The sequence below is a fragment of the Xanthomonas sp. NCPPB 1067 genome, from assembly GCF_020783795.1.
Classification (GTDB): domain Bacteria; phylum Pseudomonadota; class Gammaproteobacteria; order Xanthomonadales; family Xanthomonadaceae; genus Xanthomonas; species Xanthomonas melonis.
Window position 1 is genome coordinate 76,847 of the sequence record NZ_JAJGQG010000013.1, and the last position, 22,997, is coordinate 99,843.

The window sequence follows — 22,997 nt, forward strand, 5'->3', positions numbered from 1 at the left end:
TTGTAGGTTACCTGCCTTTCAGTATCTGGTCGGCTCGTTGGCGCAGGAGGCCGCTTGCCAAGCCACACTAACGAAACTGCCCTCAGAAGAGGGCAGTTCGAGCAAGGTCACGACATCTTCGAGCGTGTTGCCAACCGCCTCAACGTCCCAATTCGAACGTCACATCCAGGTTGATCGACAAGGTGCTCTCGCCTGGGGCTACCGGCGTATCCATTTCGGCCTTGGCCGAGCGCATCGAGGCGGCCATCATCATCGGGCGGGCGCCGCCACCGCTGCGCCCCTCGGAGATGCTCACGATGCGGCGCACCTTCAGGCCCAGCGACTTGGCATAGGTCTCGGCGCGGGCCTGGGCCTTCTTCAGCGCGGCGGTGCGGGCTTCGTCATACACCGGTTCGGGCTGGTCGATCGAGAAGCTGGGGCCGTTGATGTCGTTGATGTCGTTGGCGCCGTTGGCGACCAGGGCGTCGAGCACCTTGCCCAGCTTGGCGATGTCGCGCACCTTCAGGCTGACGGTGTTGCTGGCCTGGTAGCCGTTGATCTTCGGCGCTTCGTTTTCCTTGTAGGTGTACTGCGGGCTGAGGTTGATGCCACTGGTCTGCACATCCTTGTCGGCAATGCCGGCGGCCTTCACCGCGCTCATGACCTTGCTCATCTGCTCGGCGTTCTGGCGCATGGCGGCGTTGCCGTCGGCGGCCTGGGTGACCACGCCCGCGGACAGCGTGGCGATGTCCGGCACGCGCTTGGCCTCGGCCTCGGCCGAGACGTTGAGCAGGGTGCCGTCGTTGGGAAGGGCGTAGCTCGGCGCAGGTTGGGCGTGGGCGGTCATGGCGGTTCCGGCGGCGAGGGACAGAGCCAGTAGCAATGGCTTGAGGGTGGTACGCATGGGATCTCCTTGTCTGTGTCACGAGCGTGTTGGGGCATCGATGAACATGTTGTGAGTCGGACCCGGGCCGGCCGCGCTGCGCGTCCGCGAAGCGAGCGGGCGAGCGCGGGCAACAGGTATGCTGGGCGGATGCTCTATCTCGCCTCCCGTTCGCCACGCCGACAAGAACTCCTGCAGCGTCTCGACGTGCCTTTCCATACCCTGGAACTGGACGTGCCCGAGCTGCGCGCGCCGGGCGAATCGCCTGACCAGTATGTGCAGCGCGTGGCGCTGGACAAGGCGCGTTTCGGCCTTGCGCAGGTGCAGGCCCGCGACCCCGATGCGATCGTGCTGGGCTCCGATACCGAAGTGGTGCTGGGCGATCGGGTGTTCGGCAAGCCGGCCGATGTGGACGATGCGATCGCCATGCTGCGCATGTTGTCCGGGCGCACCCACCAGGTACTCACGGCGGTGGTCCTAGTCTGCGCACAGCGCGCCCCGGCGCAGGCGTTGGTGGTGTCGGAGGTGACCTTCGCCATGCTGGACGACGCGCAGATCGCTGCATACGCGGCCTGTGGCGAGCCGATGGGCAAGGCCGGCGCGTACGCGATCCAGGGCCGTGCGGAAGGCTTCATCACCCATCTGTCCGGTAGCTACTCCGGCGTGATGGGATTGCCGTTGTTTCACACCTCGCAGTTGCTCACAGCCTTCGGAGCGCATTAGATGTCGGAAGAGATTTTGGTCAACGTCACCCCGCGCGAGACTCGCGTGGCGGTGATCGAGAACGGCATGCTGCAGGAACTGCATATCGAGCGCGGCTGGCGCCGGGGCGTGGTCGGCAACATCTACAAGGGCAAGGTGCAGCGGGTGATGCCGGGCATGCAGGCGGCCTTCGTCGAAGTGGGGCTGGAGCGGGCTGCGTTCCTGCACGCCAACGACGTGGTGCGGCCGGTGCCGGCACCGGCAAGCGTGGTCGACACCGAGGAAACCCCGCTCCCGCCACCGCCGGCGACGTCGGTGCCCATTGTCGAACTGTTGCGCGATGGCCAGGACATCGTGGTGCAGGTGGTCAAGGATCCGATCGGCACCAAGGGTGCGCGCCTGACCACCCAGATCAGCATCCCATCGCGCTATCTGGTGCTGCTGCCGCAGTCCAAGGTCGTGGGGGTTTCGGCGCGGATCGAGGACGAGGCGGAGCGGTTGCGCCTGAAGACCATCGTCAGCGAGGTCTCGGCCCAGCACGGCGGCTTCGGCTACATCATCCGCACCAATGCCGAGGGCCAGCCGGCCGAGGCGCTGGCCGAGGACATCGCCTATCTGTCGCGGGTCTGGAACGTGGTCGAGCGACGCGGCCGCGAAGGCCAGCCGTGCAGCATCATCTACGAAGACCTGAGCCTGCCGCTGCGTGCGGTGCGCGACCTGATCCGCCGCGACGTGGAAAAGGTCAAGGTCGATTCCAACGAGACCTTCGTGCAGTTGCAGGCGTTCGTGGCCAAGTACATGCCGGTGCTGGCCGAGCGCCTGGAGCTGTACACCGGCGACCGGCCGATCTTCGACCTGTACGGTGTCGAGGACGAGATCGGGCGTGCACTGAACAAGCAGGTGCCGCTGAAGTCCGGCGGCTATCTGGTGATCGACCAGACCGAGGCGATGACCACCATCGACGTCAATACCGGCTCGTTCGTGGGGCAGCGCAATCTGGAAGAAACCGTGTTCCGTACCAACCTGGAAGCGGCGCAGGCGGTGGCGCGGCAACTGCGGCTGCGCAATCTGGGCGGCATCATCATCATCGACTTCATCGACATGGACGATGCGGAGCATCGCCGCCAGGTGCTGCGCACCCTGGAAAAGGCGCTGGCGCGCGACCACGCCAAGACCACCGTGTACGAGTTCTCGCCGCTGGGTCTGGTAGAGATGACCCGCAAGCGCACGGTCGAAAGCCTGGAGCGGCAGCTGTCGGAAACCTGCGGCCACTGCGGCGGGCGCGGCACCATCAAGACCGCCGAGACGGTGACCTACGAGATCTTCCGCGAGATCACCCGCGCAGTGCGCCAGTTCGACGCCGCCCGGCTGCTGGTGATCGCCTCGTCCAAGGTGGTGGCGCGCATCACCGACGAGGAATCGGCGGCAGTGGCCGAGCTCGAAGAGTTCCTCGGCAAGAGCATCCGCTTCCAGTCCGACGACCAGTATCTGCAGGAGCAGTTCGATGTGGTGTTGCTGTGAGGCCGGGATTGGGGAGTCGGGATTCGGGATCTGTAAAAGCCGGCGCCGCCATGATGTGCGGCCAGCAGGAGCGTTGACGTTACCGTGCTCGGACACGCTGTAACCAATCCCGAATCTCCAATGCCCAGTCCCCGCCCCTGATGCCCACCCCGTTGCGCCGTCGCCTCCGCCTGTTCCGCCGCTATGCGATCACTGCCACCGCGCTGGCGGTGGTGGCGATCGCGTTGCTGGTGGGCGCGGTCAGCCAGGTGTTGCCGCTGGCCGAACAGCGGCCACAGCAGGTCGCCGACTGGCTGAGCCAGCGCGCGGGGCAGCCGATCGCCTTCGATCGCCTGGACACCGAATGGACACGCCGCGGTCCGCTGCTGCGGCTGGACGGGCTGCGGATCGGGCATCATGGCGAGGTGCGGGTGGGGCAGGCGGAGATCCTGCTGGCGATGTATGCGGGTCTGTTGCCGGGGCATTCGTTGACCGAAGTGCGCCTGCGGGGGCTGGCGCTGACCCTGCAGCGCAGCGACGACGGCGTCTGGTCGGTGCAGGGGCTGCCGAGCGGCAAGGGCTCCGATCCGCTGGAGGCGCTACGTCGCCTGGGCGAGATCCAGGTGGCCGAAGCGCGCCTGCAGGTGCGGGCGCCGTCGATCGGGGTGGAGACCACGCTGCCGCGCATCGACCTGCGTCTGCGCGTCAGCGGTTCGACCGTGCAGGTAGGCAGCCGCAGCTGGATCGATCTCGGGCACGCACCGCTGACCGCGGTGCTGCAATTCGACCGCGAGAGCGGGGATGGCAATGCGTACGCGAAGGCCGATCCGGCCGATCTGTCGGCATGGGCGCCGTTGCTGCAGGTCGGCGGCATGCGTGTCGAAGGTGCCGGCGGCCGGCTGCAGGCCTGGGCACGGCTGCGCGCACGCCGCGTTGCCGAGGTGATCGTGGACACCGACCTCACCCAACTGCAACTGTCCGGTGCCGCCTTGCCGGACGAGACCGCCCGACGCACGCTGCGCTGGGAACGGCTGCAGGCGCGCGCGCGCTGGCAGAGCATCGACGGCGGTTGGCGGCTGGATGTGCCGGTGCTGCGGCTGGGCGATGCAGCGACGCCGCAGCGGCTGGACGGCCTGAGCATCGCCGGTGGGCGTCGCTATGCGGTGACCGCCCGGCAGGCGGATGTGTCCGGCCTGATCGCCGCCGCCGCCCTCAGCGACCAGATGTCGCCGGGCCTGCGGCGCTGGCTGACCCTGTCCAGGCCGCAGCTGCGGGTCGCCGACCTGCAGATCGCCGGCGAGCGGGGCGGCCCGGTGCGCGCGCAGGGCCGCATCGACGACCTCGGTTTCCTGCCGGTCGGCAATGCGCCGGGCATCAGCGGCCTGCGCGGTCGCGTCGATGGCGATGCGCAGGGCGGCGAACTGGAAACCGCCGCCGATGCCACGGTGCGCTTCGATTGGCCGACCGGCTTCGGCGTGGTGCACCAGATCCGGCTGGCCGGCAAGATCGTCGGCTGGCGCGAAGGCGCCGGCTGGCAGGTCGCCACCCCGGCCCTGCGCGTGCAGGCCAGCGACTACGGCGCCAACGTGCGCGGGGGCCTGTGGTTCCAGAACGACGGCAGCCGCCCGCGCATGCAGCTGGCCGCGCAGCTCGACGATGTGGCGCTGCCGGTGGCGCGCAAGTTCTGGATCCGCTCGAAGATGAGCAAGGCGGCCATCGACTGGCTGGACATGGCGGTGGCCGGCGGCGTGGTCACTGGCGGCACCGGCCTGGTCAGCGGCGATCTGGACGACTGGCCGTTCGACAACAACGACGGGCGTTTCGAGGCCTTTGGCCACATCCGCGATGGCGTGATCCGCTTCCAGCCGGACTGGCCGGCGATGCAACAGGTGCAGGCCGACCTGAGCTTCATCGGCAACGGCTTCTCGCTGCAGGGCCAGGGCGACCTCGCTGGCACCCCGATCGCCCAGATGGAGGCGGGCATCCCCAGTTTCGCCACCTCCGAGCTCTACGTGCGCGCCTCCACCCGCGCCGACGCCGCGCAACTGTTGGGCATGTTGCGGCAGAGCCCGTTGGAACGTCGCTATGGCGACACCTTGCGCAATCTCAGCGTCTCCGGCCCGGCCGCGGTGAGCTTCGATCTGTTGCGCCCCCTGCGCACGCAAGGCGTGGGCGGTCACCTGCAGGGTACGGTCGCACTGCAGGGCGCCAGACTGGCCGATGCACGCTGGAACCTGGCCTTCGACCAGGTCAGCGGGCAGGCCACCTACCGCGATACCGGCTTTGCGGCCGAGCAGTTGAGCGTGCAGCACCAGGGCCGCAGCGGTGAGCTGGCGTTGCGTGCGGGCGCGTTCGTGGAGGATCCCGGGCAGGCATTCGAAGCGCGGCTCAAGGCCACCCTGGATGCCAGGGAACTGTTCGACCGCGCGCCGCAGATGGCATGGCTGCGCCCCTATGTGCATGGCAGCGCGCCGTGGCAGGTGGGCGTGGATGTGCCGCTACCGACGCCAGGCCAGTCCGAGGCGCAGGCGCTGCTGACCCTGCGCTCGGATCTGGTCGGCACCACGCTGGATCTGCCGGCGCCGCTGGACAAACCCGCGCCCCGGCCGTTGGACACCCAGGTCAAGGTGGCCCTGCCGGTCGGCGACGGCGATATCGACGTGGCCTTCGGCAAGCTGGTGGCACTCAAGGCCAGCAGCCAGGGCGAGCAGACCGGCGTGCGCGTGGTGATGGGGACCGATACGGTGACCGAGCGCCCGCCCGCCAACGGCTTGGTGGTGACCGGCCGCACGGCGTCGCTGGATGCGATCGACTGGATCGGCCTGGCGCGCAGCGGCAGCGACCCGGAGATGCCGCCGCTGCCGGGTCAGCCGGCAACGCCGAAAAAGGACGCCCTGCCGCTGCAGCAGGTGGACGTGCAGGCCGACAGGCTGCTGATGATCGGCGGGGTGTTCCCGCAGACCCGGCTGCGTCTGCGCCCGACCCGCGATTCCGTGGCGGTGACCCTGAACGGCCCGTCCCTGGCCGGCCAGCTCAGCGTGCCCAATCTGGAGGGCGGGGTGGTGCAGGGCAAGCTCACCACCGTCCACTGGCAGCCGGTGGCGGAGGCGCCGATGCCCGCGGTGCCCGAGCCCGGCGACCCGCTGGCCGGTGCGTTGCCGGAACCGGCGCGGCGTGCGGTGGCCGACTTCGACCCGGTGTCGATCCCGCCACTGGCGCTGGATATCGACGACCTGCAGGTGGGCAAGATGACCCTGGGGGCCGCCACCCTGCGCAGCAGCCGGCTCACCGACGGCATGCAGGTGGATCAATTGCAGCTGCGTTCGAACGATCAGAGCATCGGCCTGACCGGGGCCTGGCGCGGTAAGGGCGAGGCGGCCAGCACGCGGCTGTCGGCGCGGGTGGATAGCCGCAACCTGGGCAACCTGCTGCAGAACCTCACCCTGGGCGGCCAGTTGCGCGGTGGCGAGGGGCAGCTGGAACTCAATGCCGGCTGGCAGGGCTCGCCGACCGGTTTTGCGCTGGGCTCGCTGGAAGGCAATCTGAAGGTCGATGTCCGTAACGGTCAGCTGCTCGAGGTGGAACCCGGCGCCGGCCGTGTGCTGGGGCTGCTCAGCGTGGCGCAGCTGCCGCGTCGGCTGATGTTCGATTTCCGCGATTTTTTCTCCAAGGGCCTGGCGTTCAACACACTGGGCGGCGAGGTGCGCTTCGGCGACGGCTTCGCACGGACCGATGCGATCCGCATCGCCGGCCCGGCCGCCGATATCGCCATCCGTGGCCAGACCGATCTGCGCGCGCAGACCTTCGACCAGACCGTGGACGTCAATCCCAAGGCCGGCAACCTGCTGGCCGTGGTCGGCGCGGTGGCGGGCGGGCCGGTGGGCGCGGCCGTGGGTGCGGCCGCCAATGCCGTGCTGGGCAAGCCGCTGGGCGCGATCGGTGCCAAGACCTACCACGTCACCGGGCCATGGAAGGACCCGCAGGTGGACGTGGTCGAGCGCGAGCGCGAACGCGAGCGTGCGCCGAGCAAGCCGGCGCCCACCGGCAGACCTGCCGCACCACCACGCTGACCCGCGCATGCCGCAGCCTCATGGCCGCCGGCGCGCACGGACCGCGCGCGCAGTGATCGCCGCGCCGCCGATTCAGCCGCACGACTTGTCTCCCCGGCGCGCGGGCCCCATCCTGACCGCATGACCGACAACGCTCTCACTCTGGCCGAAACCCGGCTGCTGCTTCCCTCCGGCCTGGACGCCGGCCATCTGGACCGCACCTTCGGCGCCCTGCTGGGCCCGGGCATCGACTTCGGCGACCTGTATTTCCAGCACTCGCGGCGCGAGAGCTGGAGCGTGGAAGACGGCATTGTCAAGGACGGTGCGCACTCCATCGAACAAGGTGTGGGCGTGCGCGCGATCGCCGGCGAAAAGACCGGCTTTGCGTACTCCGACGATATCCAGCGCGAGACGCTGCTGGAAGCGGCGCAATCGGCGCGCGCGATCTCGCGCGATGGCGGCGCGCAGGCCAGCCGCACGCTGGTGCGTGGCAATGGCCGCGCGCTGTACCCGGCCACCGACCCGATCGACGACATGGACAGCGCCACCAAGGTGGAGTTGCTGCGTCGCATCGACCAGTTCCTGCGTGGCGCCGATTCGCGCGTCAAACAGGTGATGGTGAGCCTGTCCGGCGGGGTGGACACGGTACTGATCGCACGCAGCGATGGCGTGCTGGCAGCCGATGTGCGCCCGCTGGTGCGCCTGAACGTGCAGGTCATCGTCGAGCACAATGGCCGCCGCGAGTCCGGCTACGCCGGCGGCGGCGGCCGTTACGGCTATGCCGACCTGTTCGCGGACGGCCGCCCTGAGGGCTTTGCGCGCGAGGCGCTACGCCAGGCGCTGGTCAACCTGGAGGCGATTCCGGCCCCAGCCGGCGTGATGCCGGTGGTACTCGGCCCGGGCTGGCCCGGCGTGTTGTTGCATGAGGCGGTCGGCCATGGGCTGGAAGGCGATTTCAACCGCAAGGGCACCAGCGTCTATGCCGGACGCATCGGCGAGCGCGTGGCCTCGCCGGGGGTGACCATCGTCGACGATGGCACGCTCGACGGGCGCCGTGGCTCGCTCAACGTCGACGACGAAGGCACGCCCAGCCAGTGCACCACCTTGATCGAGGATGGCGTGCTGGTGGGTTACATGCAGGACAGCCACAACGCGCGCCTGATGGGCGTGGCACCTACCGGCAACGGCCGTCGCGAATCGTTCGCGCATCTGACCATGCCGCGCATGACCAATACCTACATGCGCGCCGGCCAGCACGATCCCGAAGAGATGATCCGCTCGGTCAAGAAGGGCATCTATGCGGTGAACTTCGGTGGCGGTCAGGTCGACATCACCAGCGGAAAGTACGTGTTCTCGGCCACCGAGGCCTACCTGATCGAGGACGGCAAGGTGACCGCGCCGGTCAAGGGCGCCACCCTGATCGGCAACGGGCCGGAGACCATGCAGAAGGTGCGCATGATCGGCAACGATCTGGCACTGGACGAGGGCGTGGGCGTCTGCGGCAAGGACGGGCAGAGCGTGCCGGTCGGCGTCGGCCAGCCATCACTCCTGATCGACGGCATCACGGTGGGCGGGACGCAGGCGTGAGGCTTGTCGGGAGCCGGGACCGGCGATCGGAGAACCGGGACCCGGGACCCGGGACCGGGGACCCGGGAAAATCAAAGGCTGTGGCTTGCCTGCCTGAGAGGGAAACGGACCCGCTCTTGTCCTTACACGGGTCCCGGGTCCCCGGTCCCGGGTCCCGGCTTTTCACCCAGCTCGCGCAGTACCTGGAACAGCTCGCGGTAGGCGCGCGGGGGCTTGTTCTTGGTGCGCTCGTGGATCGCGTTGCGCACCAGCTGGCGCAGCTGCTGGCGGTCTGCGGCCGGGTAGGCTTCCAGCAGTTCGGCCAGCGCCGTATCGCCTTCGGCCAGCAAGCGTTCGCGCCAACGCTCGACGCGATGCATAGCGGCAACTTCGCGCCGCGCCGTGTCGCTATTGGCATCCAGCGCATCGCGGATGGCTGCCAGCGTCTCGTCGTCCTCGCGGCGCATGTGCTTGGCCAGAAACGCCAGCTGCCGCTTGTGCGCGATGTGCGAGGTGATGCGCTTGCTCTCCTCGATATGCGGGATCAGCGCTTCCGGCACCGGCAGTTTGGCCAGCTGCGCCGGGGTCAGCGAAACCAGCTTTTCGCCGAGCTCGAGAACTTCGAGCGCTTCGCGCCGCTGCTGGCTGCGGCTGGCGCCGCGGAATTCACCGGTTTCTTCATCGCGTCCGCGCATTGCCACTACATCCCGAAACGTGGTTGATAAAAATCTCCGGCCACCGATGGCCGGATTCCCTGCGGAAGGATCCGCGTCCCAATTCAACAGTCCGGCCACGGATGGCCGGGTTCTTGCGGAAGGATCCGCGTCCCAATTCAACAGTCCCGCCACGGAGGGCCGGATTCTTGCGGAAGGATCCGCGTCCCAATCCAACAGTCCGGCCATGGAGGGCCGGGTTCTTGCGGAAGGATCCGCGTCCCAATTCAACAGTCCGGCCACGGATGGCCGGGTTCTTGCGGAAGGATCCGCGTCCAAAGGATAAAGCATTGAACGCACTCTCCCCCGAAACCCGTGCCACCGACGACAGCCTGCAGCGCCTCGATGCGCTGACCGACACCGCCCAGCGCCTGCTCGAGCGCGCCCGTGCCGCCGGCGCCACCCAGGCCGAGGTGAGCTGCAGCGAAGAGCGTGGCCTGGACGTCAATGTGCGCCTGGGCGAGGTGGAAACGGTCGAATCCACCCGCGACCGCGGCATTGCGGTGACGGTGTACTTCGGCAAGCGCAAGGGCAGCGCCAGCACCGCCGACCTGCAGGATGCCAGCCTGGAGGCCACCGTGGCGCAGGCCTGCGCGATCGCGCGTTACACCGAGGACGATCCGGCTTCCGGCCTGGCCGACCCGGAGCTGATGGCGCACGACTTCCCCGAACTGGACAGCTGGCACCCGTGGGCGCTGGACGCCGATACCGCAGTGGACCTTGCGCTGGCCTGCGAGACCGCCGGCCGCGAGGCGGACGCCCGCATCAGCAATTCCGACGGCGCCTCGGCCAGTACCGGGCTCAGCCTGTCGGTGTACGCCAATTCGCATGGCTTTGTCGGGCGCGAGCGCGGTACCCACCATTCGATCAGCTGCGCGCTGATCGCCGGGCACGGCGATGGCATGCAGCGCGATGGCTGGTACAGCAGCGCACTGGCGCGCGAAGACCTGGAGGCGCCCGACGCAATCGGCCGTCATGCCGCCGAGCGCACCGTGGCGCGGTTGCAGCCGCGTTCGCTGCCTACCGGCCCATTGCCGGTGCTGTTCGCGCCGGAGCTGGCACGTTCGCTGGTGGGGCATCTGTTGGGCGCGGTCTCCGGCGGCGCGCTGTATCGACGCGCCAGCTTCCTGCTCGACAGCGTCGGCACCCGGTTGTTTCCCGACTGGTTCAACATCGAGGAGTTGCCGCATCTGCGGCGTGGACTGCGCTCGGCCGCCTTCGATGCCGAGGGCGTGGCCACCCGACGTTCGGCATTGATCACCGACGGCGTACTGCAGCGCTACGTGCTGGGCAGCTACTCGGCGCGCAAGCTGGGCCTGCAGACCACCGCCAATGCCGGCGGCGTGCACAACCTGCAGGTTGCCGCCAACGCGGGCGATCTTGCGTCGATCATCGCGGGCATGTCGCGCGGTCTGCTGGTCACCGAATTGATGGGCAATGGCGTCAACCCGGTCACGGGCGATTACTCGCGCGGCGCCGGCGGGTTCTGGGTCGAGAACGGTGCCATCGCCTATCCGGTGGACGGGCTGACCATCGCCGGCAACCTGCGCGACATGTTCGCCGGCATCGAAGCGGTGGGTAGCGACGTGGATGCGCGCTCGCACGTCAAGATCGGCTCGGTGCTGGTCAACCGCATGACCGTGGCCGGCGATCGCTGAGCCACGCTCCTGTCGGGTCGCTCCGAACCGACGCGACGGGCTCGCTATCGCCGCACGGTGAGTGCTGCGGCCGCGTACCCGTGTCGCCGCAGTTGCGGCGACACACATGCCTGCACGCGAGTGCCCGTGGCGGCGCGGTAGGCGCGCGGCTGCGATGGGACGGTCCGTGCCCGGATGCGCCGATCCACGCCTTCCTCATGCCGTCGCGATGGCGCACGGTGCCGATGGGCCCCTGGCGAGGACTTGCCGGTAGCGGGCCTGATCAGTTGCGCCGGCACCATGGCTTTGCGCACTGGTCGCTGGATGAATCGTTGTTATAGTCCGCCGCACCACAATCGTGTTTGGGGAGACAGATGAGCGAATTCGATACACATGCCGCACCGCCGCCGCCGCCGATCGGCAGCAGCGCACCGCCCGCCGAGCGTACGCTGGCGCTGGTCGCTCACCTGCTGGGCACGCTTACCTACTTCATCGGAGCCTTGGTGGTCTGGTTGATCAGCAAGGACGCCAGTCCTTCCAAGCCCTTCGCCACCGATCAGGCCAAGGAAGCGTTGAACTTCCAGATCACGGTGACACTGGCCATGATCGTGGCGGTGGTCCTGGCCACGGTGACCTTCGGTGCGTTGTTCTTTCTGCCTACGCTCGTATGGATCGCCAGCGTGGTGTTCTGCATCGTGGCTGCGGTCAAGGCCAACAATGGCGAGCATTACCGTTACCCGTTCACGCTGCGCCTGATCAAGTAATCGGCGCGGTGCCAACGACAAAGGCCCGGCAGCGATGCCGGGCCTTTGTCGTTTCAGGCGATGCCGTGATCAGTTCTGTGCCGGGGTGTTCTCGGCGAAGTACTCGTGGCTGTCGGCGTTGGTGATGGCCTGGGCCGGGTTGGTGCGGGCCAGGTTGCGTGCGCCCGCCTGCCCGTAGACCCGATCCTGGGTCCCGGCCACCACGGTGAAGTGGCTCATCTCGTGCACCAGGGTCCCGGCCTTGGAGTCGGTACCGGTTGTCGCCGCACTCCAGAACGCGTTGCAGACGTAGATTTCGTATGGTGCATTGGCGTAGACGTAGGCGAACGCGCTGTCGTTGCAATCGCAGTTGATGGTGATCTGGCCGTTGTTCTGGTCCAGCGCGTTGTCGATGTTGACGAAGTTCGAGCTGACCCGGCTATAGCGCGCCGCATTGTAGGCGCCGAACCAGGTGGTGTAGCGCGCGCCGGTACTGCCGCCGTTGAGGTAGTTGCGCGCGTTCTGCGAGTAGTTGCGAGCCGCGGTGACGGCGCTGGCGGCCTGGTTGGTGCGGGTGGTGCTGCAGTTGAGGTAGTTGATGCCGTTGACCACGGCAGTCGGGCCGATGGTCATCTGACGCTGTACGCCGCGGTTGACGCCATCCAGCCAGACGGTGAGCGGGGTGCTGGTCGCCACGGCCGGTTGGCCATTGGCGGCCTTCATCAGGCTGCCGTCGGACAGCGAGGCGTACTGCAGCGACGAGCGCACCTGGATGGTGTAGTTGCCGCTGGTGGACAGATCGTAGGCGCTGGCGAGATCCACCTCTGCCTTGATGCTCTGGCCAGGCTGCAGAATGGTGAAATCTGCGGCCTTGGGCAGACCCCGCTTGACCAGGCGCCCGGTGAAGTTCACGGGAGCGCCCTCACGACTGACCTCCAGAATGCCGTTATCGAGTGACTTCAACGGCAATTGATAGGTCGGCACGCGGGCGACCTGGCTGCCGTTGTTGGTCACGGTGACGGCGATCCTGCCCTGATGCCGCCCGGCCTGGTCGGCCACCGGTGCCAGTTCGATGGTCAACGGAACCGGTCCGCGCAGGGACTGAGCCTGCGCCGAACCGAGTACGCCGACGACAGCCAGCGTACCTGCTGCAAACGATGCGAGAAAAACGTTCTTCACCAGTGACTCTCCTTGGTCGGGGGATGCCCGCGAATGCGGGCGAACCAAACCTAGGCAGAGCGAGCAGACGCGACAAGTCTTTCGATTACCGATACTTCAGTAGTTAATAGAGCCGGTTGCGGGTCGGCGTGCTACTGACGTTGATTATTCAGCAATAAAGCGTGCGCCAGATCATGCATGGCATCGGCGCGCGTGGCATCGCGTGACACAAAGCGCGGCCGTGAAAGTTACGTTTTGTGACAAGCGGCGCGGGTTGCGCGCGTTCTCAGGAGCCGCGCACCGTGCGCTGGCGCACGGAGTGCGCGAACGCGCAGTGAGGCAAGTCACGATGGTCATTGCAGGTGCGCGCGCCGAATGGCGAATGTCGGCCAAGTGGGCATTGCAGTGCGTGCCAGACGCGCCTTGGCGCGTGGTACGCGCGGTCCACTAGTGCGCGCGGTCCACCGCGAACCGGCCCAGCGTCGCCAACGTGTCGGCCCGCTGGCCGTAGGGCTGCAGGACGTCGTGCATGCGCGCGGCCAACTCGGCCAGCTTGGCCTTGGCGCCTTCCATGCCGAGCAGGGCAGGGTAGGTGGATTTGGCCTGCGCGCGGTCCTTGCCTGCGGTCTTGCCCAGCTGCGCCGAGTTCGATTCCACATCCAGGATGTCGTCGCGGACCTGGAACGCCAGGCCCAAGGCATCGGCGAAGTCGTCCAGGCGTTGCAGATCCGCTGGCGCGGCAGCGCCGGCCAGTGCGCCCATGCGGACGGCGGCGCGGATCAACGCGCCGGTCTTGAGTGCATGCATGCGCTGCAGGTGGTGCAGCGATTGCAACTGGCCGGTGGCGTCGATGTCCAGCGCCTGGCCGCCGCACATGCCGCCAGCACCTGCGGCAACGGCCAGACTGTGCAACCAGGCCACGCGCAGGTCGGCGCTCGCCTGCGAGTCGGCCAACAGCTCGAAGGCACGGGTCTGCAGCGCATCGCCGGCCAGGATGGCGGTGGCTTCGTCGAAGGCGATGTGTACGGTGGGCCGGCCACGTCGCAAGGCATCGTCGTCCATCGCCGGCAGGTCGTCGTGCACCAGCGAATAGGCGTGGATCAGCTCCACCGCCACCGCCGGAAGATCGAGCAGGTCGTCGGCAGCGCCGAACAGCGCGCCGCTGGCGTACACCAGCAGCGGCCGCATGCGCTTGCCACCGCCCAGTACGGCATGCCGCATCGCTGCGTGCAGGCGTTGCGGCGCCAGCGCGGCATCCGGCAGGCATGCGTCGAGGCCGCGCTCGGTGCGAGCGATCCAGTGGTCGAACAGGGCCGAACCCACCTCAGCCGGCATCCGGCACGGGCGGTTCGAAGGCTTCGGCGAGTTCGGGGCGCGCCGGGTCGGTCAACAGACGCACCCGCAGTTCGGCCTGTTCCAGCGCCTGCTGGCAATCGCGGTACAGGCCGATGCCACGTTCGTAGGCGCTGAGCGACTGCTCCAGACTCAGGTCGCCGACTTCCATCTTCTGCACCAGTTGCTCGAGTTCTTCCAGCGACTGTTCGAAGCGGGCAACCGGAGAGGTTTCGTTCAAGGACTTCTTGGCCATCGTGGAAGTGTGCGGGGCGCGGGCAGGCCGGTCAATTCGCCTGGTCGCTCGCCCGCCATCGCAGGCTGGCGCGATGGGTCTGCAGCCAGTCGTGCAAGGAGGCCGAAACGATGCGGTCGCCGGCGGCCATCACCTGCCTGTCGGCCCACAGGACCGGCAGGCGATCGCGCTTCCAGGGGGGCAGGTCCAGATCCTGCAGCAGGTGCTTGAGCCGATGCGAATGGCCGCGCCGTGGTAGCACGATGCGTTCGCCGCCCTGGCGGGCACGCACCTGCATCGGGCGGACGAAACCCAAGCCCGGCGAGCCATGCAACTGCAGCTGCGCGCCATCGGGCAGCTGCAAGGGATGCACGCCATCCCACTGCGCAGTCCATTGCGGCGGCCAGGCGGGTGCGGGGCGGTGCAGATACAGGGATTGCCTCCAGCGCCGCACTTCGACCTGTTGCCAGGCGAAGCAGGCCTCGCGATCCGGCGCATGCAGATCGATTTCCCGCTCCAGCGCAGCCACGCCGTGCGCGGGGAGTGCCGGCGCGCCGGTCGCGCCGACCCAGGCGCGCAACAGCCGCGGCTGCCGTGCGACCGGCTGCGCACGCAGCCGCCGCAGATCCAGCGCGCCGTCCGCTGCGCACAGGCTGGGCAGCAGCGCCAGTTCGTCGTGCAGCAACACCTCTGCGGCCTCTGCGCTCAAGTGTGCGCTGCGCGCCAGCGCCGCGGATGCCTGTGGCCAGCGTTGCGACAGCAGCGGCAGGACGTGGTGGCGCAGAAAGTTGCGGTCGTGGCGCGCGTCGGCGTTGCTGGGATCCTCGATCCACTGCAGACCATGGGCGTGCGCGTACGCCAGGAGCTCGGCACGCGCCCGGCTCAGCAGCGGGCGCCACAAGGTGCCGTGCGCGAAGGGACGCTGGCCGCGCATGGCGGCCAGCCCGTCCGGCCCGGAGGCACGCAGTGCGCGCAGCAGGAAGGTCTCGGCCTGGTCGTCGCGATGCTGCGCCAGCGCCAGCCATTCGCCAGCGGCAAGTGCGTCCGCGAACGCAGCGTGGCGCGCATCGCGTGCTGCCGCCTCCAGTCCAAGGCCGCTATCGCGTGCGACCTGTACCTGCACGATCCGCAACGGCACCTGCAAGGCATCGCATGTGCGTTGGCAGTGCGCGGCCCACGCATCGGCGTCGGCATGCAGGCCGTGATGCACGTGCAGCGCGCGCAGTCCGGCGTGGCGGTAGCCCGGTATCGCCGCCATCAGGTGCAGCAGCACGCTCGAGTCCATTCCGCCGCTGTAAGCGATCAGCACCGGACCAGGCGGGGGGGAGGGCAGCAGGAGCGGCGTATCGATCGGCACGGCTGCGGCCCATCAGCGTCCGGTAGCAGCCTCGAAACTGGCCGGCCTGGGCAGTTCCACCGGCACGCCAGCACGGTCGCAGGTACCGGCCTTGCACAGGCGCGCGCGCAGCCGCGGGGTGGCCTGCACGATGACGTGGTAGATCACGTTCTCTTCCAGTGTGCCGCGGAAGGCCGCGCTGCCCGGGCCGGTGGCCCAGATGCCGACGTCTTCCCCGCCGTGGCTTTCGGACTTGGTCGACACCAGCGACTCCTGCATGTAGTTGGGCGACTCGGTGTCCACGTGGGTCAGGTCGGGGCGGCCGGTGGCGGGCTCGCTGCTGCCGGGGTCGTGCGGGAAGGTCTTCGGGCCGGCCGGCTGTGCGTCGCTGGCGCCGGTATAGCCAGGGCCGTTGGCGTAGCTCAGGGTGGTGTAGGGGCGGCCGGCCATGTCGGTGGCCAGTTGGCTGCGGTCGCCTTCCTCACCACCGCCACCGCGAACCTTGCCCAGGATGGGATTGCCGCGTACCGGGTAGCCGACGAAGTTGAGCGTGTGCGAGTGGTCGGCGGTGACGACGATCAGGGTGTCCGGCGGCGCGGTCTGCACCGCGGCGCGCACCGCGTCGGACAACGAAACGGTTTCGTCGAGCGCGCGATAGGCGTTGCCGGCATGGTTGGCGTGATCGATACGGCCGCCTTCGACCATCAGCACGAAGCCGTTGGGATCGCGCGACAGCGATCGGATCGCGGTGCGGGTCATCTCGGTCAGGCTGGGCTCGCCCTGTGGGCTGCGGTTGCGGTCGTGATCGAACTGCATGTGATCGGGCTCGAACAGCCCCAGCAAGGCAGGCGCGTTGGTTGCCGCCTGCAGCTGCTGGCGGTTCCAGACATAGGCGCCCTGCGGGTGCGCGCGTTTCCATTCGCCCACCAGGTCGCGCCCGTCCAGGCGCCGGCCGGCCTTGCCGGCGTATTCGGGGTCGCGGTCCTGCACGGTCTGGAACTGGCTGCGGCCGCCGCCCAGCACCACCTGCGGCCCACGCCCGTAGCGGGCGCTGGTCAGCAGTTGCTGGGCGATGTCCTGGCAGCCGGCTGCGCGCGCAGCTGCCGGCAGGTCGGTGTCGTTCTCCCAGTTGCGATCCGGCGAGTGCGCATAGGTGGCCGCCGGGGTGGCATGCGTGAGCCGCGCGGTGGTGACGATGCCGGTGGCCATGCCGGCGCTGTCGGCCAGCTGCAGCCAGCTCAGCAAGCCCTTGCCCAGGCTGTCGGCACAGTCGTTGCGCGGACCGCTGCTGACCCCGATCGCGCCCATGTGCGACTTCACTCCGGTAGTGATCGCGGTCATGGTGCCGGCCGAATCGGGTGTCTGCGAATCGGTGTTGTAGGTCTTGCTGAAGGCGGTGGCCGGGAACTGTTCCCATGACAACAGGTTTTCTTCGCCGGGGCCGCCCTTGCGCTGGCCATCGAGAATGCGTGCGGCCGCCACCGTGGTCAGGCTCATGCCGTCGCCAAGGAACAGGATGACGTTGCGTGCCTTGCCGGACATCGCGCCGTTGCCGGCGGCGCGCGCTGCGCCGGAGCGATACCACCACTGCGGGGTTTCGCCAGCCGGATGGGTCACCGACGGCACCTCCACCTTGACCGAGGCCGGTGCAGGGACGGTGGTGCCGGCAGTGGAGGCGCAGGCGGCGATGCACAGCGTGGTCAGGGCGGCGAGGGCAGGCAGGCGGTAACGCATCGGTCTCGAACTCGTGGCTGAATCGACGCCCATTATGCCGGCCCGCGTCCGTCGCACCGATGGCACGCCGCTGTTCCAGTCGTGGCCTCGCGGGCAACGCAGCCCTGCGATATGGTGCATGCACCCTCCCCCCGGATGATTCGACGACATGAGACTGGTTGCGGCCTGGTTGCGCATTCCGTTCTGGCAGCGCGTGGTGGCCGGCTTCGTCCTGGGCGCGCTGGCCGGCTGGGCCATGGGGCCGGCCGCCGAAGTCTGGTTCGGCCCCCTGGGCGATCTGTACGTCACCCTGATCAAGATGATCGCCATTCCGTTGGTGTTCTTTGCGGTGATCAATGCGATCTCTTCGCTGCACGGGCAGAAGTCGGTGGCCGCGCTGGGCGGGCGCACCTTCCTGTGGTTCGTGATCACGGCGGCCCTGGCCGTCGGGGTGGGGTTGGCCGTGGGGACCTTGCTGCAGCCGGGCGCCGGCCATTTCAACCTGAGCGTGGACTCGGGCTGGACACCGCGCGATGTGCCCAGCCCGATCAAGGTGCTGCTGGACGTGGTGCCCTCCAACCCGTTCTATGCGCTGACCGGCATCGGCACCAGGACCAATGCCGCTGGCGAAACCGTGCTGGCGGCTGGGCGCGGGTCGATCCTGCCGGTGATCTTCTTCGCCGCGCTGCTTGGCTTTGCGATGGTCAAGCTCGGCGAGCGGGTGGCCGAGGCGCGCAAGCTCACCGCGCAGATGAGCGACATCATGATCCAGGTCACCCGCTTCGTGCTGGAGATGACCCCGCTGGGAACCTTCGGTCTGATCGCAGGCCTGGTCGGCAGCTATGGCTTCACCAAGTTGCTGCCCTTCGGCAATTTCGTGCTCGCGCTGTATCTGGCCTGTGCCATCCACATCGTGGTGGTCTACAGCGCCCTGTTGCTGCTGCACGGCTTGAATCCGTGGAAGTTCTTCCGCGGCGCCGCGCCGGGCATGCAGGTAGCCTTCGTCAGTTCGTCGAGTTTTGCCGCCATGCCGGTGGCGCTGCGTTCGATCACCCATAATCTGGGCGTGAGCAAGGATTACGCGGCGTTCGCGGTGCCGCTGGGCGCCAGCATCAAGATGGATGGGTGCGGCGCGATCTTCCCGGCGCTGTGCGCAGTGTTCATCGCGCAATACACCGGGGTGCCGTTGACCGCCAATCAATACTTCGTGGTGCTGATCGCCTCGGTGCTGGGCAGCTTCGGCACGGCCGGGGTGCCGGGCACCGCGGTGATCATGGCGACGGTGGTGCTGAGCGCGGCCAATCTTCCTCTGGAGGTGATCGGTTACCTGTATGCCATCGACCGCATCCTGGACATGATGCGCACCATGACCAATGTGACCGGGCAGATGCTGGTACCGGTGCTGGTGGCCAAGGAAACCGGCCTGCTCGACACCTCCGTCTATGCGACGGCATCCACGAATGTCGGGCTGGAAGATCCGCTGACCGACGGCTCCAAGCCGCTGCGCTGAGCGCCGCCGATGGCAGCCGGATTCCCGTTCCTGCGCGAGTGCCTGGCACAGCTGCCCGCGCTGGACGTCATCGACGGCGTGTTCGTGCAGCGTGGGCTGGCACGCGATCCGTTCGAGCAGCGGTATCTGGAAGTGCGGCGCAAGGAAGGCCGGCTCTACACGGATGCCCAGGTGCGTCGTCTGCCGCATCCCGGCGGCAGCCTGGGAGCCAGCCTGGAATGGCGGGTGCGCGCGCTGTCCAGCGCGATGCTGGTGCAGCACCTGCGTGCCCGAGGAGGCGAGGGCGCCATCCTGGAGCTGGGCTGCGGCAATGGCTGGCTCTCGCAACTGCTGGCGCAGTCGCTGCAGCGCGACGTCTGCGGCATCGACGTCAACCGCACCGAACTCACCCAGGCCGCGCGCGTGTTCGGTCACGAGCAGCGCCTGAGTTTCGTCGCCGCTGACATCCAGACCCTGGTCCTGCCGCGCGCGGTCTTCGACGTCGTCGTGCTGCCGGCGTGCATCCAGTATTTCGCCGATCCGGCCGCCCTGGTCGCCCGCCTGCTGGCGCAGCTGCGCGACGGCGGCGAACTGCACATCATCGACAGCCCACTGTATGCAGATCGGCAGCGCGCCGAGGCGAGCGCTGCCCGCAGCCTGCGTTACTTCACCGACCTGGGGGTGCCGGACCTGGCCGGGCAGTACCACCAGCACACCTACGCCATGTTCGAGCGCTTTGCGGTGCGGTGGCTGTTCGATCCACGCCGCCCGGGCGCCCGGCTGCGCCGGTTGTTCAAGTTACGGCAGCCGCACTTCCCCTGGTTGTGCATCCGCAAGCAGGACAATCTGCAGGTGATCGCGCGCTGAAATACGCCTGCCGTGCTTCCCGACGGAAGAAGGGCAGGGTCGCGATGCGATGGTTCGCCAGGCGCGTGCCGAGGCCGTGATCGGTCGAACGGCGCAGATCGCGGCAGAGCGTTCCAGCGGTGCGCATGGGCCGGCCTGCAGGCGTATGACACACTGCGGACGCATCCATCGACGAGGGCGGGCAGTGATTGGTCAACAGCGCGATCTGACATTCCGGTTTCTGGCCGAGCCCAGCGACGTCAACTTCGGCGGCAAGGTGCACGGCGGGGTGGTGATGAAATGGATCGATCAGGTCGGGTTTGCCGCGGCCAGCGGCTGGAGCGGGCACTACTGCGTGACGGTGGCGGTGGGCGGCATCCGCTTCGTTGCGCCGGTACGGATCGGCGATCTGGTCGCGGTGTCGGCCAAACTGGTCTACACCGGGCGCAGCAGCATGCATTTCGCCATCGATGTGCGTGCGCGCAGCCCGATGGGCGGCGACTCGCGCCTGTGCACGCATTGCATCATCGTGTTCGTGGCGATGGATCCCGACGGCGTCACCCCGGTGGAAGTGCCGTCCTGGCGGCCGGACACGCCGGAAGACCAACGCCTGGCCGAATACGCGCTCAAGGTGATGGAGCTGAGCAAGGGCATCGAGGACACCATGGCGCACTACCAGGCCGACGCTCTGCGCTAACTGCGATCGTCTCTGCCACAGCTGCCGATGGCGCGGATGCGGCGGAAACGCCTGCCGCAGGGCAGCCGGATGACAGCGCCGGCCGGATATCGGGACAGGAAAAAGGCCGCGGGGTCGCCGCGGCCTTCGTCATCGACAGGATGCAGCGGGTTCTTACAGCACCCGGCGTGCCTGGATGAACTTCTCGCTCCAGTAGCCGGTGGCGAGCGAGTCCACGCGCACGTCCTTGCCGCGGCTGGGCGCGTGCAGGAACTTGCCTTCGCCGACCACCAGGCCCACGTGATCGATACGGCCACGCTTGCCGAAGAACACCAGATCGCCGGCCTTCAAGGCATTGGGGTCCTTGATCAGTTCGGCCGACTCGTCGCGGGCGATGTCGCGCGAGACGCGCGGCAGGTCGATCCCCAGAGCGGTCTTGAAGACATAACCCACCAGGCCGCTGCAGTCGAAGCCCTCGGTGGACTCGCCGCCCCATACGTACGGGGTGCCGAGCAGGGCCATGGCGCGCTGCAGGATGACCTGCACGCGGCTGTCGGCCACCGCGTTCTGCGCGGCATTGGCCGCGCTCTGCGACACGTCGTAATTGGCGAGCAGGCGGCTGAGGTCACCGGCGAACATCGCCGAGCGGTCCATCAGCGGAATGGCGTCGTTGGCGGCCAGATGCGGCAGCAGGGCGGCCAGGGTAGCGGTGGCGGCGGCATCGGCCCGGCTGCGGGTGGCGGCCTTCTCGGCGGCGGCCGCGCTGTCGGGCGTCTGCTGCTGCGGAGCGGGCGGGACGCTGTTGGCGGTCTGCGCCACAGCGGGCAATGCAGCAATCCAGAGCACGGTAGCGCAAAGCAGGCGAAGCGGTTTCCGGAGCGGAAGCGGGGCGGCGCCAGGGTTGATCTGTTCGTCGTTCGTCACGCGGGAATCACAGTTCTGCTGTCGATACGGGATGATGCCCTGGTGAAAGGATCGTTACGTTCAAAAAAAGTTAACTTTCCGTTTTACTACTTGTGACTTGAATCACATTTCAGTGCAAAACCCGCTTGGAACCTGAATAATGGTCACGCCAGTAGGCCCCGTCCAGAAAATCCAGGCGGACTGTACCGCCGCTGGTCGGCGCGTGCACGAAGCGGCCTTCACCGACATAGATTCCGACATGGGTCACGCTTCCTCCGGCCCCGAAAAACACCAGATCGCCGGTCGCCAGCTTTTCCGGCGAAATCTTCGGTCCCTGCACCGCTGCCAGTTCACGTGACGTCCGCGGCAGCGCCAACGCCAGCACATCCTTGTAGACATAGGTGACCAGGCCGCTGCAGTCGAAGCCGGTCTCCGGGGTATTGCCGCCGTACCGATAGGGCGTCCCTACCAGACCGAGGGCGCGCATGAGGATGTTGTTGGCGGCCGCCGGATCTGCCGGCGGTACCTGCGGCCAGACGCGCGCCGTCGGCGGCGGTGCCGCGCGGCGGACCGGAGCCTGCGACGAACAGCCGCCCAGCAGGAGCAGGCCCAGCAGCAGGCAGGCCGCGCTGCGGTGCGTGCGTGCGGCGAAAACTGGCGTGATATGCATGGAGCCGGGATAATGGACGGTTCGGAAGGTCGCCATGATGGCGGCGCACCCGGCGGCCGACAAGCCGTCTTCACCCCTCTGCCACCGGGCAGCCTCATTCAGAGCCACGCATGAAGATCGAAAAAGACAGCGTCGTCCGCTTCCACTACACCGTTTCGGAGATTGGCCAGGAGCCGATCGAGAGCTCCAAGGAGCGCGATCCCTTGGCCATCCTGATCGGCCACGGCAACATCATTCCCGGCCTGGAAGCGGCCATGATGGACAAGGAAGCCGGCGAAAGCTTCGGCGTCGACGTCAAGGCCACCGAGGCCTATGGCGAATACCGCGAAGGCCTGAGTCAGCGCGTGCCCAAGAAGCACTTCGGTGCCACCAAGCTGGTGCCGGGCACGCAGGTGGTGCTGCAGACCAACTTCGGCCCGCGTGCGGTCACCGTGCAGAAGGTCGGCATGAGCGTGGTCGATGTCGACCTCAATCATCCGATGGCCGGTAAGGACCTGCATTTCGATGTGGAGATCGTCGAGGTGCGCGAAGCCACTCAGGAAGAGCGCGATCACGGCCACGTCCACGGCGATGGCGGTCATCACCACTAAAACAGTTCGCAAAACGCCTGTGCAGCCATCAGGTGGGCGCGGCCGCTGCCCCGAATCGGCATGTACCCCTCGTACACGCCGCTTACTCCGTGCCGTCCACACCCGCCTGACGACTGCGCGCAACGTTTTGTTGGCTGCTTCAAGCGCAGCGAACGGCAGGCTCGCGCAGCCACGCCTGGTGGACGGCAGTTGCCCAGGTTCGGCCTGCACCATAGCAGCACTCCGGTGTCTGGGCCTGGCCTGTGTCGAGACGTTCGCTGCGCAATGCCATTCGACC

General features: G+C 67.9%; 19 protein-coding genes and 1 other RNA gene. 11 read left to right on the plus strand and 9 right to left on the minus strand.

Annotated elements, in window-relative coordinates; genetic code table 11:
- Positions 1-139 precede the first annotated feature (139 nt).
- A complete protein-coding gene (locus LL962_RS11810) occupies positions 140-883 on the minus strand; it encodes an SIMPL domain-containing protein (protein WP_228317020.1) in 744 nt (247 codons plus the stop codon).
- A 129-nt stretch (positions 884-1,012) separates the two neighbouring features.
- On the opposite strand from LL962_RS11810, the gene LL962_RS11815 reads away from it, so the two are divergent.
- The 4 genes from LL962_RS11815 (at position 1,013) to tldD (ending at position 8,700) form a co-directional block, all read left to right on the plus strand.
- The gene (locus tag LL962_RS11815; protein ID WP_104587383.1) at positions 1,013-1,585 is read left to right on the plus strand and encodes a Maf-like protein; all 573 of its coding nucleotides are present in this window, start codon (positions 1,013-1,015) and stop codon (positions 1,583-1,585) included.
- A complete protein-coding gene (gene rng, locus LL962_RS11820) occupies positions 1,586-3,085 on the plus strand; it encodes a ribonuclease G (RefSeq protein ID WP_104587384.1) in 1,500 nt (499 codons plus the stop codon). It begins immediately after the preceding gene.
- 140 nt (positions 3,086-3,225) lie between these two features.
- Positions 3,226-7,134 carry a YhdP family protein gene (locus LL962_RS11825; protein WP_228317021.1) on the plus strand — a complete coding sequence of 1,303 codons (3,909 nt, stop codon included), beginning with the start codon at positions 3,226-3,228 and terminating at the stop codon, positions 7,132-7,134.
- 120 nt (positions 7,135-7,254) lie between these two features.
- Positions 7,255-8,700 carry a metalloprotease TldD gene (gene tldD, locus LL962_RS11830; protein WP_228317022.1) on the plus strand — a complete coding sequence of 482 codons (1,446 nt, stop codon included), beginning with the start codon at positions 7,255-7,257 and terminating at the stop codon, positions 8,698-8,700.
- Positions 8,701-8,822: 122 nt separating this feature from the next.
- Here tldD and yjgA read toward each other — a convergent pair whose 3' ends face one another.
- Positions 8,823-9,374 (minus strand): ribosome biogenesis factor YjgA, encoded by a 552-nt coding sequence (gene yjgA / locus LL962_RS11835; protein ID WP_228317023.1) that lies wholly within the window; start codon positions 9,372-9,374, stop codon positions 8,823-8,825.
- 308 nt (positions 9,375-9,682) lie between these two features.
- On the opposite strand from yjgA, the gene pmbA reads away from it, so the two are divergent.
- Both pmbA and LL962_RS11845 read left to right on the plus strand, forming a co-directional pair.
- Positions 9,683-11,050 carry a metalloprotease PmbA gene (gene pmbA / locus LL962_RS11840; protein ID WP_228317024.1) on the plus strand — a complete coding sequence of 456 codons (1,368 nt, stop codon included), beginning with the start codon at positions 9,683-9,685 and terminating at the stop codon, positions 11,048-11,050.
- A 353-nt stretch (positions 11,051-11,403) separates the two neighbouring features.
- On the plus strand, positions 11,404-11,793 hold the full coding sequence (locus LL962_RS11845; protein WP_104587388.1) for a DUF4870 domain-containing protein: 390 nt from the start codon (positions 11,404-11,406) through the stop codon (positions 11,791-11,793).
- A 69-nt stretch (positions 11,794-11,862) separates the two neighbouring features.
- On the opposite strand, the gene LL962_RS11850 is transcribed toward LL962_RS11845, so the two are convergent.
- The 5 genes from LL962_RS11850 to LL962_RS11870 all read right to left on the minus strand — a co-directional run bounded on the left by LL962_RS11850 (position 11,863) and on the right by LL962_RS11870 (position 17,600).
- Positions 11,863-12,951 carry a M35 family metallo-endopeptidase gene (locus LL962_RS11850; RefSeq protein ID WP_228317025.1) on the minus strand — a complete coding sequence of 363 codons (1,089 nt, stop codon included), beginning with the start codon at positions 12,949-12,951 and terminating at the stop codon, positions 11,863-11,865.
- Between the two features lie 426 nt (positions 12,952-13,377).
- A complete protein-coding gene (locus tag LL962_RS11855) occupies positions 13,378-14,253 on the minus strand; it encodes a polyprenyl synthetase family protein (RefSeq protein ID WP_228317026.1) in 876 nt (291 codons plus the stop codon).
- Position 14,254: 1 nt separating this feature from the next.
- Entirely contained in the window at positions 14,255-14,518 is a 264-nt protein-coding gene (locus LL962_RS11860) for an exodeoxyribonuclease VII small subunit (RefSeq protein WP_228317027.1), read from the minus strand.
- 31 nt (positions 14,519-14,549) lie between these two features.
- A complete protein-coding gene (gene tilS, locus LL962_RS11865) occupies positions 14,550-15,854 on the minus strand; it encodes a tRNA lysidine(34) synthetase TilS (RefSeq protein WP_228317028.1) in 1,305 nt (434 codons plus the stop codon).
- 12 nt (positions 15,855-15,866) lie between these two features.
- On the minus strand, positions 15,867-17,600 hold the full coding sequence (locus LL962_RS11870) for an alkaline phosphatase (protein ID WP_228317029.1): 1,734 nt from the start codon (positions 17,598-17,600) through the stop codon (positions 15,867-15,869).
- Positions 17,601-17,715: 115 nt separating this feature from the next.
- Here LL962_RS11870 and LL962_RS11875 point away from each other — a divergent pair, with 115 nt between their 5' ends.
- The 3 genes from LL962_RS11875 (at position 17,716) to LL962_RS11885 (ending at position 20,578) form a co-directional block, all read left to right on the plus strand.
- Entirely contained in the window at positions 17,716-19,056 is a 1,341-nt protein-coding gene (locus tag LL962_RS11875) for a dicarboxylate/amino acid:cation symporter (RefSeq protein WP_104587393.1), read from the plus strand.
- A gap of 9 nt (positions 19,057-19,065) precedes the next feature.
- Entirely contained in the window at positions 19,066-19,902 is an 837-nt protein-coding gene (locus LL962_RS11880) for a class I SAM-dependent methyltransferase (protein ID WP_228317030.1), read from the plus strand.
- 184 nt (positions 19,903-20,086) lie between these two features.
- Positions 20,087-20,578: an acyl-CoA thioesterase gene (locus LL962_RS11885; RefSeq protein WP_104587394.1), complete on the plus strand. Its 492-nt coding sequence runs from the start codon at positions 20,087-20,089 to the stop codon at positions 20,576-20,578.
- A 153-nt stretch (positions 20,579-20,731) separates the two neighbouring features.
- Here LL962_RS11885 and LL962_RS11890 read toward each other — a convergent pair whose 3' ends face one another.
- Positions 20,732-21,481 carry a C40 family peptidase gene (locus tag LL962_RS11890; protein ID WP_104587395.1) on the minus strand — a complete coding sequence of 250 codons (750 nt, stop codon included), beginning with the start codon at positions 21,479-21,481 and terminating at the stop codon, positions 20,732-20,734.
- Positions 21,482-21,590: 109 nt separating this feature from the next.
- Complete coding sequence (locus tag LL962_RS11895) at positions 21,591-22,130, minus strand: C40 family peptidase (RefSeq protein ID WP_167395323.1); 540 nt, start codon at positions 22,128-22,130, stop codon at positions 21,591-21,593.
- 110 nt (positions 22,131-22,240) lie between these two features.
- Here LL962_RS11895 and LL962_RS11900 point away from each other — a divergent pair, with 110 nt between their 5' ends.
- Together LL962_RS11900 and LL962_RS11905 are read left to right on the plus strand one after the other, a co-directional pair.
- The gene (locus LL962_RS11900; protein ID WP_104587397.1) at positions 22,241-22,720 is read left to right on the plus strand and encodes an FKBP-type peptidyl-prolyl cis-trans isomerase; all 480 of its coding nucleotides are present in this window, start codon (positions 22,241-22,243) and stop codon (positions 22,718-22,720) included.
- 60 nt (positions 22,721-22,780) lie between these two features.
- A non-coding RNA gene (locus LL962_RS11905) (sX9 sRNA) lies at positions 22,781-22,856 on the plus strand.
- The last annotated feature ends 141 nt before the right edge of the window (positions 22,857-22,997 follow it).